The organism is Roseateles toxinivorans, assembly GCF_004362525.1.
Taxonomy (GTDB): domain Bacteria; phylum Pseudomonadota; class Gammaproteobacteria; order Burkholderiales; family Burkholderiaceae_C; genus Paucibacter; species Paucibacter toxinivorans.
The window spans coordinates 619774-636300 of sequence record NZ_SNXS01000003.1 but is presented as its reverse complement, the minus strand read 5'-3'; the positions used below and the strand labels follow the sequence as shown (position 1 = coordinate 636300).

The window sequence follows — 16527 nt, the reverse complement described above, 5'->3', positions numbered from 1 at the left end:
TCGAGGTAAGCCATGGAAATGATCCAAGAAAGCAGCTCCACCCAATTGGCCCGACAGGGCGGTGGCCGCGCGCTGCAGGCGCAAAGCCCCAGCAGCGGCGAGTTCCTGACCTTCCGCCTCGGCGCCGAGGAATATGGCATCGACATCCTCAAGGTGCAGGAGATCCGCTCCTACGAGCCGCCCACGCGCATTGCCAACGCCCCTGATTTCATCAAGGGCGTGGTCAATCTGCGCGGCGTGATCGTGCCCATCGTCGATCTGCGACTGAAGCTGGGTTGCGCCTCGGCCGAGTACAACGGCTTCACCGTGGTGATCGTGCTGAATGTGCGTGGGCGCGTCGTCGGCGCCGTGGTGGACTCGGTGTCCGATGTGCTGGAGCTGACCAAGGACGCGATCCGCCCCGCCCCGGAGATGAACGCCAGCACCGTGGACACAAGCTACATCACCGGCATTGGCAGCGTCAATGATCGCATGCTGATACTGATGGACATCGAGGGGCTGATGAGCAGCGCCGATATGGGCCTGATGGATCAGTTGGCCTGAGGCTCGCGCCGCTGTTCGTCAAGCGGGCGCTGCGTGCGCCCCCGTTGGCTCAGGATGCACGACGCCGTTCATCCCGCAAAGAAAAAATCCCCGTTGGAGCCCTCCATGACCACCCAGGTTGCCTCGATTGCCCGACGTGTTTCGCTGACCGGAGTGGTCACCGTCGCGGTGGTTCTGCTGGTTGTCAGCACCCTGCTGACGGTGCTGACCACCAAGCTGTCGCGTGAGCGGGTGATCGCCCTTGTCGGGGCCCAGGCCCAGGGCAAGCTCGATTCGATAGAAGCCATAGACATGACCTCGCGGGTCCAGGTCGAAAGCCTGTTCACCGCCTTCCGCCAGGAGTTCGGGCCCAGCTTCACCCTGGAGCCCTCGGGTGACCTGCGTGATTGGGGTCCCAAACTGAATGGCAATTTCACCCAGGTGGACAAGTTCAGCAGCGCCACCGGCGGCGTGGCCACCGTGTTCGCGCTCAAGGGTGACGACTTCGAACGCATCACCTCCTCGCTGAAAAAGGAAAACGGCGAGCGGGCCATGGGCACAATGCTGGGCAGCCAGCACCCGGCCTTCACCCTGCTGAAGGCCTCCAAGCCCTATACCGGCCGCACGGTGCTGTTCGGCAAGCCTTACATGACACGCTACGAGCCGATCAAGGACGACGGCGGCAAGTTGGTCGGAGCGCTGTTTGTCGGCTTCGACCTGACCGCGTTCGAGTCGCCGCTGGCCAAGATCGTGGCCGAGACCAAGTTCTTCGAATCGGGTGGCCTGTACATGGTCACGCCGGGCAAGGATCTGGCCAACTCGGTCTTCTTCATGCACCCCACGGCCAAGGGCAAGAAGGTCACCGACGTGGCTCCAGGCATGGACAAGGTGCTGGCCGAGCTGGCCGCCGCACCGGACGGCTATCTGGCCAAGGTGCCCAGCGTGCTGGGTTCCAGCCGGAGCGATCTGTTCGCCGTGCTGCGCAAGAGCGAGGTCGCCGGCCAGTGGGTGATTGCCGAGGTGCCCGACAGCGAGGCCATGCGCTCGCACTGGGCCGCCCTGGTGCCCTTCTGGCTGCTGCTCAGCGGAGCCACCGTGGCCCTGGGTGCCGGCCTGTTCTGGATGATGCGCAACTGGGTCGCCGCCCCGCTCAAGCAACTGAGCCAGGCCGTCTCGGCAGTGGCCCAGGGCGACCTGACCCAGCCGGTCAGCAGCAACCGCAGCGACGAGATCGGCGAGCTGATGCGGGACACCGAGGCCATGCGTCTGCGCCTGGCCCAGATGATAGGTACGGTGCGCCATTCGGTGGACTCGATCAGCACCGCCAGCGTCGAGATCGCCAGCGGCAATCAGGATCTGTCCAGTCGCACCGAACAGACGGCCAGCAATCTGCAGCAGGCGGCCTCGTCGATGCATGAGCTCACGGCCACCGTCAAGCAAAGCGCCGATGCCGCGCGCACCGCCAACCAGCTGGCCTCGTCGGCGGCCAGCGTGGCCTCGCGCGGCGGCGAGGTGGTGTCGCAGGTCGTCACCACCATGGACGAGATCAACACCAGCTCGAAGAAGATTTCCGACATCATCGGCGTGATCGACGGCATTGCCTTTCAGACCAATATCCTGGCGCTGAATGCCGCCGTGGAAGCGGCGCGTGCCGGCGAACAGGGCCGCGGCTTTGCCGTGGTGGCCGGTGAGGTGCGTTCGCTGGCCCAGCGCAGCGCCGAGGCTGCCAAGGAGATCAAGACCTTGATTGCGGCCAGCGTGGACCGGGTCGAGACCGGTGCCCGGCTGGTACAGGATGCAGGCGCCACGATGACCGAGATCGTCGCCAGCGTGCAGCGCGTGACCGACATCATCGGCGAAATCACCGCCGCCTCCAGCGAACAGAGCGATGGCATCAGCACCGTCAACACCTCGGTCGTGCAGCTGGACCAGATGACGCAGCAGAACGCTGCACTGGTGGAGGAATCCGCCGCCGCCGCCGAGAGCCTGCGCGAGCAGGCGCACAAGCTGTCGCAGGTTGTGGGCGTGTTCCGCCTGAACGAAAGCGACAGCCGCGGCCAGGCCGATGCACCGGCTGCGGCCCGCCCAGCAGGCGGTTCGCACGCCGCACCGGCACCGCGCCCGCCTGCGCCGCCATCGGGGGCCGCAAAACCAGTGTCCAAGACGGCGCCAAAAAAGGCGCCGATGAACAAGCCGGCTGCGGCCCAGCGGCCACCCGTGGTCGCACCGGCCGCAGCCCCGAAGCCGGCAACAAGTCCGGCAACAAGTCCGGCGGGTGGTGAAGGTGATTGGGAGAGTTTTTAAGTCAGTCCATGCCCGGGTTCCCGTCAAAACGCCGGCACCGCAAGTGCGGTGAATCAGAGCGCGAGTCAGTTCCGGGGTAGCAACCTAGGAAACCTCCATGTTTGGATCGATCAAGAACCGACTGATAGCGATCTGCATTGCCGTGGTCGTGCTGACCCTGCTGGTGTCCACCATTGCCAACTACAGCGTGGTGCGATCCCACACCAACGAGCAGATCACCCGCGAGCTGGACGGCCTGGCCAGCGCCCATGCCGCCGACATCGGTCACTGGGTCCGCCACCAGCGCGACATCATCGCCGCGCTGCTGCCGGTCACCGAGCAGGCCGACCCGGTGCCGTTCCTGGTGCAGGCGGCGAAGTCGGGACGTCTGGATGCGGCTTATGTCGGCTTTGCCGACAAGCGCATCCAGTTCAACGCGCCGCAGAACCTGCCCGCCGGCTATGACCCGACCGGCCGCCCCTGGTACACCCAGGCGGCCGCGGCCGGCAACACCATCATCACCGAGCCCTATCTCGATGCAGCCAAGAACTTGCTCGTGGTGACCTTTGCCCATGCCGTCAAGGGCGGAGGGCAGACCAAGGCGGTGGTGGCCTCCGACGTGTTCCTCGACGATGTGGTGGCCACCGTCAAGACCATCAAGCCGACCACCAGTGGCTTCGCCTTCCTGGTCTTCAAGGACGGCCGCATCATCGCCCACCCCGATGCCAAGCTGGCGATGAAGCCGACCACGACGCTGTCCAAGGGCCTGGACGCGGCCATGCTCACGCAGCTCGCCAGCAGTGGCACACAGGCCCAGGTCGCCGAACTGCCCGAGGGCAAGTTCCTGCTGCGTGCGGCGGCCGTGCCCGAGACCGACTGGCTGCTGGTCACCGCCGCCGAGCGTGGCGAGGCCCTGAGTTCGCTGAGCTCGCTGTTGCGCGCCTCCGGCCTGGTGCTGGTGGTCGTGTCTCTGCTGTCGGGCCTGGTGGCCGCCTTCCTGGTCAGTGCCATGCTCACCGGCCTGGTTCGGGTGCGCAAGGCCATGGATGAGATCGGCTCCGGCGGCGGCGACCTGACGCAGCGTCTGCCGGTCACAGGCAAGGACGAGATCTCGCAGATCGCCGCCTCCTTCAATCTGTTCGCCGAGAAGATCGCCCACATCCTGATGGACGTGCGCTCGACCAGCAACTCGATCTCCACCGCTTCCAGCGAGATCGCGATGGGTGCACAGGACCTGAGCCAGCGCACCGAGCAGACGGCCAGCAATCTGCAGCAGGCCGCATCCTCCATGGTCGAGCTGACCGCCACCGTGCGCCAGACCGCCGACTCCGCCCGCACCGCCGACCAGCTCGCCTCCTCGGCCGCCAGCGCCGCGGCCAAGGGCGGCCAGGTGGTGTCGCAGGTGGTGTCGACGATGGACGAGATCAACACCAGCTCGAAGAAGATCAGCGACATCATCGGCGTGATCGACGGCATCGCCTTCCAGACCAATATCCTGGCCCTGAATGCCGCCGTGGAGGCGGCACGTGCCGGCGAACAGGGCCGCGGCTTTGCCGTGGTGGCCGGCGAGGTGCGCTCGCTGGCCCAGCGCAGCGCCGAGGCCGCCAAGGAGATCAAGACCCTGATCGGCGCCAGCGTCGAGCGCGTCGAAACCGGTGCCCGCCTGGTGCAGGATGCAGGCAGCTCGATGAGCGAGATCGTGACCAGCGTGCAGCGCGTCACGGACATCATTGGCGAAATCACCGCCGCCGCGTCCGAGCAGAGCGACGGCATCAGCACCGTCAACCAGTCGGTCGTGCAGTTGGACCAGATGACGCAGCAGAACGCCGCCCTGGTGGAAGAATCCGCCGCCGCCGCCGAGAGCCTGAAGGATCAGGCGCACCGGCTGTCCCAGGTGGTTGGGGTATTCCGGCTGTCCGACGAGGTGCCCACTACGGCCTATGCCCAGGCACAGCGCCCGGCACCTGCACCCAAGCCAGCTACGGCCACTGGTGCAGTCAAGGCCAAGCCGGTGGCGGCGGCCAAGCGCCCGCAAGCCACGGCCGGCGCCAAGCCCCCAGCGCCGACGCCGGCACCTGCCCCTGTGGCGGCGCCCGCACCAGCCAAGTCAAGTGGTGGCGGCGAAGGCGACTGGGAAAGCTTTTAGGCCCGGCCCCGCTTCGTTCCGTCGATACTCGCACTCAACTGATCTTCACACGAGCATGAACTAGTCCCCCTTGTCCCCGCAGCTCCAAGGAGTCAGGCCATGATGTCTTTCAGGTCCATCACCATCAAGGCACGGCTGTTCGTGCTGCTTGGACTGGTCTTGCTCACGGTGGCCCTGGTCGGCGGCATCGGCTATGCCGGACTGTCCAGCCTGCGCGACGGCATGCACAGCTTCGCCGAGCACGAGTACCGCAATGCCATTGCGCTGGGCGAGCTGCGCGAGGCCATGGGCAACATCCGCCGCTACGAGAAGGATGTGCTGATCAATATGCAGGACAAGGCCGCCGTCGAACGCTATCGCAAGGAGTGGATCGAGGAGGTCGAGAAGACGCGCAAGCTGATTGCCGGGCTCAGCAAGGGACTGGACAGCAAGGAGGAGCAGCAGAAGCTCAAGGATCTGGACGGCCGCCTCAGCGCCTACCAGCAGGCCACGCAGCCGGTGTTCGATCAGGTGGTGTCCGGGCAGTATGCCGACACCGCCGCCATCAACAAGGCGCTCGACGCCTCCAAGGCGCAGATCCGCCCGGCCGAGCAACTGCGCTCGGAACTCTCGGCCATCATCAGCAAGGACGGTGCGGCCGCCGCCGAAGCCGCCGCCGGGGTGGCCAACGGCCAGGTGGCCAAGATGGCCGTCACCGTGCTGGTCGCGCTGGCCCTGCTGACACCCTTCATCCTGTTCAGCATCCGCAGCGTGGTGCAGCCGCTGCGCAAGGCCATCCTGTCGGCCGAGCGCATCGCCGCCAAGGATCTGACCGAAGTGATACGCGACGGCGGCCGCGATGAGCCGGCGCAGATGCTGGGGGCCCTGGTGGCCATGCAGGAGGCCCTGCGCGGGGCCCTGCTGGAGGTGCGAGCTTCGGTGGGCAGCATTGGCACGGCCAGCACCGAGGTGGCGGTCGGCAGCCAGGACCTGTCGCAGCGCACCGAGATGACCGCCGCCAATCTGGAGGAGGCGGCCAGCTCGATGGAGGAGCTCACCAGCACGATGAAGCAGTCGGCCGACTCGGCGCGCTCGGCCAGTCAGTTGGCCGCATCGGCCTCGGACATTGCGGCTCGCGGCGGAGCCGTCGTGGCCCAGGTCGTGGCGACGATGGACGAGATCAACACCAGCTCGAAGAAGATTTCCGACATCATCGGCGTGATCGACGGCATCGCCTTCCAGACCAATATCCTGGCGCTGAATGCCGCTGTCGAATCGGCCCGGGCCGGCGAGCATGGCCGGGGCTTCGCCGTCGTGGCCGGCGAGGTCCGCTCACTCGCGCAACGCAGCGCCGAGGCCGCCAAGGAGATCAAGAGCCTGATCGGCGCCAGCGTCGAGCGGGTCGATGCCGGCTCGCGCCTGGTCGCCTCGGCGGGCAGCACGATGGACGAGGTGGTGGTCAGCGTGCGGCGCGTCACCGACATGGTGGGGGAGATCACCTCGGCCACCGCCGAACAGAGCCTGGGCATCACCCAGGTCAACGAATCCGTGGCCCGGCTCGACCAGATGACACAGCAAAACGCCGCCCTGGTCGAAGAATCGGCTGCCGCCGCCAGCAGCCTGCAGCAGCAGGCGCAGCGGCTGAATCAGGTGGTGGGGCTGTTCAAGCTGGGGACGGCAGCGTAGCGTTGGCGGTGATGTGGGCCCCGGATTGCATCCGGGCTACGGCAGCCATGTAGCCCGGATGCAATCCGGGGTCACCTCGTGCCTGATCAACTGTCCCCCGCCTCTCGCAAGGTGGCCACCACCGGGCGGGTGAGCACCCCGCGCAGCCCCCACCAACCGGCGGCCAGCGCAAGGATCGCACCGGCCACCATGGTGAACAGCGGCACCCAGGGCGAGGCCGTCCAGCGGAACTCGAACACATAGCGCGCCAGCAGACCGCCCACCACGACGGCGGCCGTGCCGGCCAGCAGGCCGGCCAGAGCCCCCATGCCCAGCAGCTCGGCGCGCTGCACCTGAGCCAGCAACTGGCGGCCGGCGCCCATGGCCCGCATCACCGCGAACTCGCGGGTGCGCGCCTCGCGGGTCGTGCTGACCGCCGCCAGCAACACCACCAGGCCGGTGGCAAGGGTGAAGGCGAACAGGAACTGCACCGCCTGAATGACCTGGTTCAGCACCGCCTGCACCTGCTGGATCTGCGCCGACACATCGACCATGGTGACATTCGGGAAATCATGGCTCAGCGCGTTATCGAAGCCGGCCTTGCCCGGCGCGCGGAAGGCGGCGATATAGCTGGCCGGCAGTTCGGCCATCTCGGCCACCGGGAAGATGACGAAGAAGTTGGCGCGCATCGAGGTCCAGTCCACCTTGCGCAGGCTGGCAATCCTGGCCTCGACGGTCTGACCGGCCACATCAAAGCGCAGCTGGTCGCCGAGCTTCAGACCCAGGGTCTCGGCCAACCCCTCCTCGACGCTGATGGCGCCGGCCTCCTCCACCTTCCAGGCACCGCCCACCACCTGGTTGTGCTCGGGCATCTGCGCGCTGTGGCTCATATTGAACTCCCGCTCGACCAGGCGGCGTGCCCTGTCGTCGGTGAACAACTCGGGGCCGGCCGTCTTGCCGTTGATGGCCACCAGCCGGCCGCGGATCATCGGGTACCAGTCGTAGCGCGCCACACCCGCGCCGGTCAGCATCGTGCGAAAGGCCTCGCCCTGCTCGGGCTGAACATTGATGACAAAGCGGTTCGGTGCGTCCGGCGGCGTGGCATTGCGCCAGCTGTCGATCAGGTCGGTGCGCAGCAGCACCAGCAGGGCCAGGGCCAGCAGGCCCACGCTCAGCGCGGACACCTGCAGCACCGCATAGACCGGGCGCGCGGCGATCTGGCGCGTGGCCAGCAGCAGCCAGCGGGGGCCGCCGGCCTCGGGCACCAGCCGGCGCAGCGCCATCACGGCCAGCCAGGCCAGGCCGGCAAACAGCAGCACGGCCACGGCAAAACCGCCGCTGGCGATCAGGCCCAGGGTCAGGTCTGAAGACACGGCCATCAGCAGCGCCACAAAGCCCAGCGTGCCCGCCGCCAGCACCAGCAGGGAGCTGGCCTTGAGGTTGCCGACATCGCGGCGCATCACCCGCAGCGGCGGCACACGAGCCAGCTGCAGCACCGGTGGCAGGCCGAAACCCAGCAGCAGGGTCATGCCCACGCCCAGGCCGAACAGCGCCGGCCAGAAACTGGGCAGCGGCAGATCGACGGCGATCAAACCGGACAGCAACCAGACGAAGCCGTGGTGCAGCACGAAGCCCAGCAGCACACCGGCGAGGCTGGCGGCCAGGCCGACCACGGCGAACTCCAGGCCATAGGACCAGGCGATGCGCCGCTGCGACTGGCCCAGCACACGCAGCATCGCGCAGTCGTTCAGATGGCGCCCGGCGAAATCACGCGAGGCCAGGCCCACCGCCACAGCGGCCAGCAGCGCAGACAGCAGGGCCACCAGCTTGAGGAACTTGCCGGCGCGGTCCAGGGTCTGGCGCATCTCTGGGCGGCCGCTTTCCAGTGACTCGACACGCACGCCGCGCAGGCCGTCCTGCTTGATCTGCTCCTGGGCGCGCTGCACAAAGGTGGTGACGGCCGGCCGCTCATTCAGTGCGCCGGCCACGGCCAGACGGTAGGTGACCCGGCTGGCGGGCTGGATCAGGCCGGTGGCCGGCAGATCGGCCTCGTGCAGCATCACCCGCGGCGCGAAGCTCATGAAGCCCGCGCCGCGGTCCGGCTCGGTGACGATGATGTGGCTCAGCCGCAGGCTCAGCTCACCCAGCATCAGCGCATCGCCCACCTTCAGGCCCAGCTTGTCCAGCACCTCGGCGTCGGCCCAGACCGTGCCGCGTGCGGGCGCCGCCTTGAGCGCCTGCGTCGGGCCACCGGGCACCTGGCTGACCATGATCTGCCCGCGCAACGGATAGTCCTGCCCCACCGCCTTGACCGACACCAGGCGGCTAGCCCCCCCCTTGTCGTCGGGCGCCCGCGCCATGCTCGGAAAACTGGCCGTCCTGGTGCTCTGCAGCTTCAGCGTGCGCGCCAGCGCCTGCACCGTCTCGGGCAGGGGCTGGTCGCTGGCCACCACCGCATCGCCTCCCAGCAGCTGGGCGGCATCCCGCGCCAGACCCAGGTCCAGCCGGTCGGCCAAAAAACCCACCGCACACAGCGCCGCCACCGCCAGGGTCACGGCCAGCACCAGCAGGCGCAACTCGCCGGCGCGCCAGTCACGCCACAGCTGCCGCCAGGCCATCGCGGGCACGCTGGGGCGGCGGAAGGGGGGCGTGGGCACGGCTGCAGTCATCAAAACACTCCGGAAGGCATCACAGCCCGCACGGTAGCAGAGCTTGCGCTGTCAAGCAGCGTGCAAGCCGCTTGAACCCTGCATGCAAAGCGGTGCAAGCGCGCCACCGTCGGGCGGTGCTTCAATCAGGACATGGACACCATCCCCCTCCCCACCCTGTTCATCTCCCATGGCTCGCCTATGACGGCGCTGGAGCCGCGCGAAGCCGGCGCCTTCATGAAGGCCCTGGGCCCGGCCATCGCCGACCGCTTCGGCCGGCCGCGGGCCATCGTCGTGGCCTCGGCGCACAGCACCGCACGCGAGCCGGTCCTGCTGGCCGGTGCCCGGCACCAGGCGGTCTACGACTTCGGCGGCTTCTCGCCCGAGCTCTACACCCTGCGCTATGACGCCCCCGGCGCCCCGGCGCTGGCCGCCGAGGTGCAGACCCTGCTGGCAGCCAGCGGCATCCAGGCCCACAGCCTGCCGCAGGGCGGGCTGGACCATGGCATCTGGACGCCGTTGCGATACATGTATCCGGAGGCGGACCTGCCTGTATTGCCGCTGGCCTTTGTGCCCAGCCAGTCGCCGGCCCAGCAATTCGCCCTCGGCGAGGCACTGGCGTCGCTGAGCCGGCAGGGCGTGCTGGTGATGGGCACCGGCAGCATCACCCACAATCTGCGCATGGTGTTCGCTGGTGGCCAGCCGCCGGCCATCGACGCGCCGGAGATCGCCGAGTCCAAGGCCTTCCGCGACTGGGTAGTGGCCCGCAGCAGTGAGCGCGACTGGGCTGCATTGCTCGACTACCGCCGCCAGGCACCCCATGCCGCGCTGATGCACCCGACCGACGAGCACTGGCTGCCCTGGTATGTGGCGGCCGGCGCCGGCGGACGCGAGCATGCACCGCAGCGCATCCACGCCAGCCTGACCTTTGGCTGCCTGGGCATGGACGCGTATGCCTTTGGCCCCGGGGCCGGCCGCTTGCAGGGTCTGGGCTGATACGCGCCAGACACGCTACGGCACGGTGTCTGCAGGGTCGGACGTCGAACGCGACCTGCCGTCCTTCGCTATATTTCGGTCAATGCCCTATCTGATCCCAAGCTACGACCCAGGAATCGTCGCCGCCTCCCTGCTGATTGCCAGCTTCGCGGCCTATGTCACCCTGGATCTGGCACAGCGCGTGCGCGCCACCGACCTCGCCGTGGCACGTGCCTGGTGGATTGGCGGCTCCATCACCATGGGCACCGGCATCTGGTCCATGCATTTTGTCGGCATGCTGGCCTATTCGCTGCCCGTCCCCCTGGGCTACAGCGGCCTGCTGACCCTGCTGTCATGGGTTGCGGGAGTCGGTGCCTCGGCCGTTGCACTGTGGCTGGCCAGTCGCGGGCGGCTGACCCTTCCCCGCCTGGCCGGTGGCGCCCTGCTGATGGGAGCCGGCATCTGCACCATGCACTACACCGGCATGGCCGCACTCGACATGGCACCGCCCATCGTCTGGCGCTGGTCGCTTGTAGCTGCCTCGGGTGCCATCGCCTTCGGCGCCTCGGCCGCCGCGCTGCTGATCTTCTTCTGGCTGCGCCGTTTCGGCGAGCACGGTGATAAACGCTACCAGGCCGTGGCCGCGCTGGTCATGGGTGCGGCCATCAGCGGCATGCATTACACGGGCATGGCCGCCGCCCAGTTCCCCGAAGGCACGGTCTGCATGAGCAGCACCGGGCTCGGCGGCGAGCAACTCGGCACCCTGGTGATACTGGCCTCGACCGTGCTGCTCGGCCTGACCCTTTTCACCTCAATGCTCGATGCCCGCATGCAGAGCACGTCGGCACGTTTGACCGCCTCGCTGCAGAGCGCCAACAGCCAACTGCAGGCCGCCAACGAGGAGCTGCAGCAGCGCGCCTTTGTCGACAACCTGACCGGCCTGCCCAACCGCCTGTTGTTCGAGGACCGGCTCAAGCACGCGCTGGCACGCCATGCGCGCAGCGGTCGGGGTGAGCGAATGGCCGTCCTGTTCGTCGATCTGGACGGTTTCAAACCCGTCAACGACAGCTTCGGCCACGCGGTCGGCGACAGCGTGCTGCAACAGGTGGCGGAGCGCCTGCAAGCCGCCGCACGCGGCAGCGACACCGTGGCCCGCATCGGCGGCGACGAGTTCGTGCTGCTGCTCGAAGACATGACCGATGCCGGCGACGCCACCTCGCTCGCCCGCCGCGTCGTGCTGGCGCTGAGCCGGCCGATGCTGGTCGCCGAGCGCACCCTCCATGTCTCGGCCTCGGTGGGTATCGCCCTGCACCCCGACCACGGCGAAGGCGGCAAGCTGCTGACCCACGCCGATGCGGCGATGTACGCCGCCAAGCGCGCCGGGGGCAACAGCTATGCGTTGTTCGAGGCCCATATGGATGCCGGCGCCGCCAAGCAGCTGGGCCTGCAGTTCGACCTGCGCCAGGCCGTGGCCGGCGGCCAGCTGAGCCTGCACTACCAGCCCAAGTTCGACAGCCGGCGCGCCCGCCTCAGCGGCGTCGAGGCGCTGCTGCGCTGGCAGCACCCGCTGCTGGGCAATATCCCGCCCAGCCAGTTCATACCGTTGGCCGAACGCTCCGGCCTGATCAACGAGCTGGGCAACTGGGTCATAGACGAGGCCTGCCGCCAGATGCAGGCCTGGCAGCGCGAGGGCGTGCGGCTGCGCGTGGCCATCAACCTGTCGGTGCATCAGCTGCGCCAGGAAGACCTGGTCAGCCGCATCAAGCAGGCGCTGCAACGGCACGAAGTGGACGCCTCGATGTTGCTGTGCGAGATCACCGAGTCGGCGGCGATGGAGGACATCAAGACCACGCAGCAGGCATTCGAGGGCTTGAGCCGCATCGGCGTGTTCCTGTCCATCGACGATTTCGGCACCGGCTACTCCAGCCTCAGCTATCTGCGCCAGCTGCCGGCCCGACAGCTGAAGATAGACCGCAGTTTCATCCACGACCTCGAAACCAGTGCCGATGCCCGCGCCGTGGTCGACGCCGTCGTGCGCCTGGCCCATGCGCTGGGCCTCAGCGTCGTCGCCGAGGGCGTCGAGACCCAGGGTCAGTGCAACATCCTGCTGCAGCTGGACTGCGACGAGCTGCAGGGCTTTCTGTTCGCCCGCCCGATGCCCGCCGACGAGCTGTTCGCCTGGGCCAGCGGCCACAAGCCCGACGCCGCCATCGGCTTCTCGCCCTCTGTCTTCAGCGGCCTCGACTCCTCTGCCAAGGCTGGCTCCGGCTCAGGCTAGAATTCACCGCAACGCGGGTGTAGTTCAATGGTAGAACTTCTGCTTCCCAAGCAGATAGCGTGGGTTCGATTCCCATCACCCGCTCCAAAAGCCCAAAGGCCATGTCTCTCAGAGGCATGGCCTTTGGGCTTTTGGGGTGGGCGCTTGGGTTTGAGTCCCACCGGGGTTCGCTCAAGCCATGTCCGCGACATCACCTCAGCCCGCCCCCCTTCCCCGGCACCGCCACCGGCGCCTGCGCCACAAACCGCGCCAGCTCGAAGGGGCTGCTGAAGACCTTGACCGAGCCGTCGGGCAGCTCCGCGCGGGCGGTCCAGCGGCCATCGGGGCTGAGCGTCACGGCCAGGCGCAGCGCAAGGGTGAGGGGGCGGGGCTCCATGGCGGTCCGAAGTCCTTAAGGGTGAACGCACGATAGGCGGCGGCCGTTGCGGCGCCGTTGCCGAGTTCGCCCTGATCAGGCCGCCAGTGCCCAACGCTGGCGAAAGGCCTGCTGCCGTTCGGGCTCGGCGGCGAGGCTGCTGCCCAGTCGGTCGATATGGGCGGCCAGCAGTTGCCCGGCGCCGGGCAGGGCCCGCAGCAAATAGAGTGCGGCCACCGCATGGGCCTGCGGCCCCGCCAGCGTGGCCCGGGCCAGCGCCAAGGTGGTGGCATCCAGCGTGCCGCGCCGGGCCTGGGCCTGCACCCGGAGCGCCAGTCGGCGCAGCCGGCACTCGGGGTTGGCGCTGGCGGCCTCGGGGCCAGGCAGCAGGGCCAGCGCCGCCGCAGCATCGCCCTGGGCCAGCGCCAGCTCGGCCTGCATCAGCAGATGGCGCTCGCGCACGCGGGGATCGACGATAGCGCCACCGGCCGCCACCCGCTCCAGGCTGTGGGCGGCGGCCGCCCGGTCACCGGCCATCAGCTCGAACTGGGCGCGGGCCAGCCAGGCCTCCTTGGCCACGTGGGGCAGGCTTGCCAATGTGCTGTCGTCAACACCGGCGAGCAGCGGTGCCGCGAGCTCCTGGGCGCCGAGCAGGCCGAACAGCTCCAACGTGGCCAGCGCCACCCCGGCGATCGGATAGGGCTCGGCGATCCGCAAGGCCTCCTCGGCCGCGGGCAGCGCGTGAGCCCAGGCGCTGCCCAGATCACCGAGGCCCATCTGCGCGCCAACGAAGGCGGTGCGGTACATCAGGCGCAGTTCGCCCTGCGCCAGCGCCGGCTGCAGCTGCCAGCCCTCCTGGGCCACCGCCAGCGCCTCCCCGAGCCGGGACTGTTCCAGATAGCTGGCGCTGAGGCTGTAGAGCGAGGCGCGCCGCATCACCACAAAACCCATGCGTGTGCAGTGAGCGACGGCTGCCTTCAGGGCCTGCTGGGCCCCATCGGCATCCCCCATCTCGATCAGAAAGGTGCCGCGCATGCACAGGCCCCGGCCCACACCGCCCTCGTCACCCAGGGTCCGGCACAGGGCCAGTGCCTCCTCGGCCAGCGGCATGGCCGAGGCCAGGCGGCCGGCGGCGTGTTCGGCCAGGGCCAGGGTGAACAGCAGGTCGGCGCGGTCCTGGCCCTGCATCGCCGGCAGGGCCAGCGCAGCCTGCGCGGCGGCCAGTGCGGCGTCGAGCTGGCCCATGCGGCGCAGGCCCTCGGCACGCGTGTCCATGGCCTGGGCCTGCTGGTGTTCGCTGATGGTGGCGGGCAGGCCGTCCAGCAGGTCCAGGGCCTCACGGCGCAGGCCGTTGCGCACAAAGTGATTGGCCACGGCGATCAGGACGTCAATGCGCTGGGATTCTCCGACATGGCCGGCAGCTATCAGCGCCAGCAGCGCCGTCGAGTGCGGGTCGCGCTCGCCCTGCAGCATGCGCATGCGCTCGGCGCGCATCAAACGCAGATGCAGATCCACCGCCTGGGCCGGCGTGGGCCCATCGGCCAGAGCCTGACGCCACTGCGCGGTGGCCTCGGTCTGGGCATGCAGGCGCTGGGCCTGGTCACCCGCAGCGATGCGCTGGGCCACGGCCCGGGCCGGATCGCCGCTGGCTTCGTGATGGGCGGCAATCAGCGCCGGGCCGGCACCGCTTTGCTCGGCGCCCAGGGCCAGCCGGCGGTGCACCAGGCGGCGACGCTCGGGCGACAAGGCGGCGTCTATGGCCTGCTGCACCAGATCGTGGGCAAAGGCGAAACCGCCGGTCTCATGCTCGCGCAACAGGCGTGCGGCCAGCGCCTGCTCGATGGCCAGCACGGTGTCGAGCTCGGACAGCGCACAGGCCGGCGCCAGCAGGGCCGGCGCGAAAGGCTCGACGGCCAGCGCGGCCGCCTCCAGCACGCGCTGGCTGGCGGTGGGCAGGCGCTGCACGCGGGCCAGCACGGCCTCGCGCACGCTGGCCGGCACCTCAAGTTCGCGATAGTCCTGCGTAGCCTGGTCAAACGGGGTGGACCAGACTCCATCGCTGCCGACGGCGAGCAAGCCGCGCTCCATCAAATGACGCAGGGTCTCGTGCAGAAAGAATGGGTTGCCGAGCGTCGCCTGGCCCAACCGGGCGGCGAACAGCTGCGGCGCCTCGGCGCCGGACAGGCGCCGCACCAGGTCGAGCACGGCCGCGGGCGGCAAGGGCGTGAGCAGTAGATGGCGTGCATCGACGCTGGCCCGCAGCTGCCGCAAGGCCTCGATCGCGCCCTCGCTCAGCTCGGGCCTATAGACCAGCACCTCGCGCGCCCCGGCCTTGCCGCCATCGTGGCGGCGCTCGGCGATAAAGGCCAGCAGCGCCCGGCTGGCTGCGTCCGCGCAATGCCAGTCGTCGAGCACGATGGCATCGAAGTTCTCGGCCGCCAGCGCCAGCCAGCCCTGCGCACAGGCCTCGACAAAGCGCGCCCGCTCGGCCTCCGAGCGCAGCGGCGCGGGCACCGGGCCCAGCTCGGGCAGCAGGCGGGCCATCTCGGCCACCACCCAGGGCGGCAGCTCGCACAGCTCGGGGCTGGGCCCGCTGGGGCCGATCAGCACCCGCAGCGCCCGCGTGAAGGCGGCATAGGGCACCTCGGCATCGCCGGGGCGGCAGCGCACCAGGGCGTAGGGGCCGTGGGCAGCGATGAAGTCGGCCACCAGCCGGCTCTTGCCAACCCCGCCCTCACCCTCGATCAGCAGGCAGTGGCCGCCGCGCCAGGCCGCCTCCAGCCACTGCACCTCGGCATCGCGGCCGACGAAGGGCAGCGCGTCAGGCAGGACGGCACGCAGCGCCGCGACCCCGATCGTCCGGCTTGGGGCCGACGCGATGGACTCGTTCAGGGACACCGGCGCGCTGCTGCGCAGCGCCTCGGCCAGCGCGCGGGTCTCCTGCATAGGCAGCAGGTCAAGTTCGGCCTTCAGCAGCTCGCAGCAGCGCTCGTACTGGGCCAGTGCGGCCTCGCGCCGGCCGCAGGCGGCGTGCAGGCGCATCGCGTCGCGGTGGAACTGCTCCTGCAGCGCGTCGTCCTGCAACAGGGCCTGCACGCGGGCCAGCGCGGCCTCGGTCTGGCCCGCTGCCTCCAGCGCGCCGGCCGAGGCGACCAGCGCACGGGTGCGCAGCGCCTGGACGATTTCGCGCTCGCCGGCCAACCAGTCGTCAAAGGCCGATGCATCGTCAAGCGCCAGGCCCTGGGCCAGCGGGCCGCCCCACAGTGCCAGGGCCTCGTCGGCCTGGCCCAGGTCGAGCGCCTCGCGCATCGCCGCTGCATCGCTGCGCAGCTCAGGGCCGGGCAGCAGCCAGTCACCATCGGTCAGCACGGCGCCGGGCGCGCCGGCATCGCGCAACCGCGCCAACTCGCGGCGAAGATTGCGCCGGGCGCTGCTTTCGTCCAGCTCGGGCCATAGCAGCCCGGTCACCTCGGTGCGTGACAGGCGCCCGCGGCGCTCCAGCAGCACCAGCAGGGCAAGCGACTTCTTGACGCCCAGATCCACCACGGCCTGGCCATGGCTGAGCTGAACCGGCCCCAGCAGTCTGAGATGCAGCATCGGGCCATCATGCCAGCGCTTCAGGCGCAATCCCTATCCCAAGAATGCACAGGTGGCCGCGCAACGCCGCCGCAACGCC

The 16527-nt window shown here is 69.0% G+C and carries 9 protein-coding genes and 1 tRNA gene; 7 read left to right on the top strand and 3 right to left on the bottom strand.

What is annotated here, in order from left to right; genetic code table 11:
* Positions 1-12: 12 nt before the first annotated feature.
* The 4 genes from DES47_RS14190 to DES47_RS29600 all read left to right on the top strand — a co-directional run bounded on the left by DES47_RS14190 (position 13) and on the right by DES47_RS29600 (position 6616).
* Entirely contained in the window at positions 13-543 is a 531-nt protein-coding gene (locus DES47_RS14190; protein WP_133701356.1) for a chemotaxis protein CheW, read from the top strand.
* 105 nt (positions 544-648) lie between these two features.
* Positions 649-2826, top strand: a complete 2178-nt coding sequence (locus DES47_RS14185) for a methyl-accepting chemotaxis protein (RefSeq protein WP_133701355.1) — start codon at positions 649-651, stop codon at positions 2824-2826.
* A gap of 97 nt (positions 2827-2923) precedes the next feature.
* On the top strand, positions 2924-4951 hold the full coding sequence (locus tag DES47_RS29605; RefSeq protein ID WP_133701354.1) for a methyl-accepting chemotaxis protein: 2028 nt from the start codon (positions 2924-2926) through the stop codon (positions 4949-4951).
* A 99-nt stretch (positions 4952-5050) separates the two neighbouring features.
* Positions 5051-6616, top strand: a complete 1566-nt coding sequence (locus DES47_RS29600; RefSeq protein ID WP_133701353.1) for a methyl-accepting chemotaxis protein — start codon at positions 5051-5053, stop codon at positions 6614-6616.
* A gap of 86 nt (positions 6617-6702) precedes the next feature.
* On the opposite strand, the gene DES47_RS14170 is transcribed toward DES47_RS29600, so the two are convergent.
* Positions 6703-9264, bottom strand: a complete 2562-nt coding sequence (locus DES47_RS14170; RefSeq protein WP_133701352.1) for an ABC transporter permease — start codon at positions 9262-9264, stop codon at positions 6703-6705.
* 132 nt (positions 9265-9396) lie between these two features.
* Between DES47_RS14170 and DES47_RS14165 the strand changes: the two genes are divergently transcribed.
* The 3 genes from DES47_RS14165 (at position 9397) to DES47_RS14155 (ending at position 12583) form a co-directional block, all read left to right on the top strand.
* Positions 9397-10239 (top strand): DODA-type extradiol aromatic ring-opening family dioxygenase, encoded by an 843-nt coding sequence (locus DES47_RS14165; RefSeq protein WP_133701351.1) that lies wholly within the window; start codon positions 9397-9399, stop codon positions 10237-10239.
* 82 nt (positions 10240-10321) lie between these two features.
* Complete coding sequence (locus tag DES47_RS14160) at positions 10322-12496, top strand: putative bifunctional diguanylate cyclase/phosphodiesterase (protein ID WP_133701350.1); 2175 nt, start codon at positions 10322-10324, stop codon at positions 12494-12496.
* Between the two features lie 13 nt (positions 12497-12509).
* Positions 12510-12583 (top strand) — tRNA-Gly (locus DES47_RS14155).
* A gap of 103 nt (positions 12584-12686) precedes the next feature.
* Here the strand turns inward: DES47_RS14155 and DES47_RS14150 are convergent.
* Together DES47_RS14150 and DES47_RS14145 are read right to left on the bottom strand one after the other, a co-directional pair.
* Positions 12687-12872, bottom strand: coding sequence for a hypothetical protein (locus tag DES47_RS14150; RefSeq protein WP_133701349.1), 186 nt, complete (start codon positions 12870-12872; stop codon positions 12687-12689).
* 75 nt (positions 12873-12947) lie between these two features.
* A complete protein-coding gene (locus DES47_RS14145; RefSeq protein WP_133701348.1) occupies positions 12948-16448 on the bottom strand; it encodes an ATP-binding protein in 3501 nt (1166 codons plus the stop codon).
* Positions 16449-16527: the final 79 nt, after the last annotated feature.

What these genes read in the sequence shown, in the direction of transcription:
- DES47_RS14145 (WP_133701348.1), bottom strand. Translation starts at nt 16,448, where the DNA reads ATGCTGCATCTCAGACTGCTGGGGCCGGTTCAGCTCAGCCATGGCCAG.
- DES47_RS29600 (WP_133701353.1), top strand. Translation starts at nt 5,051, where the DNA reads ATGATGTCTTTCAGGTCCATCACCATCAAGGCACGGCTGTTCGTGCTG.
- DES47_RS14160 (WP_133701350.1), top strand. Translation starts at nt 10,322, where the DNA reads ATGCCCTATCTGATCCCAAGCTACGACCCAGGAATCGTCGCCGCCTCC.
- DES47_RS14165 (WP_133701351.1), top strand. Translation starts at nt 9,397, where the DNA reads ATGGACACCATCCCCCTCCCCACCCTGTTCATCTCCCATGGCTCGCCT.
- DES47_RS14185 (WP_133701355.1), top strand. Translation starts at nt 649, where the DNA reads ATGACCACCCAGGTTGCCTCGATTGCCCGACGTGTTTCGCTGACCGGA.
- DES47_RS14150 (WP_133701349.1), bottom strand. Translation starts at nt 12,872, where the DNA reads ATGGAGCCCCGCCCCCTCACCCTTGCGCTGCGCCTGGCCGTGACGCTC.
- DES47_RS14170 (WP_133701352.1), bottom strand. Translation starts at nt 9,264, where the DNA reads ATGACTGCAGCCGTGCCCACGCCCCCCTTCCGCCGCCCCAGCGTGCCC.
- DES47_RS29605 (WP_133701354.1), top strand. Translation starts at nt 2,924, where the DNA reads ATGTTTGGATCGATCAAGAACCGACTGATAGCGATCTGCATTGCCGTG.
- DES47_RS14190 (WP_133701356.1), top strand. Translation starts at nt 13, where the DNA reads ATGGAAATGATCCAAGAAAGCAGCTCCACCCAATTGGCCCGACAGGGC.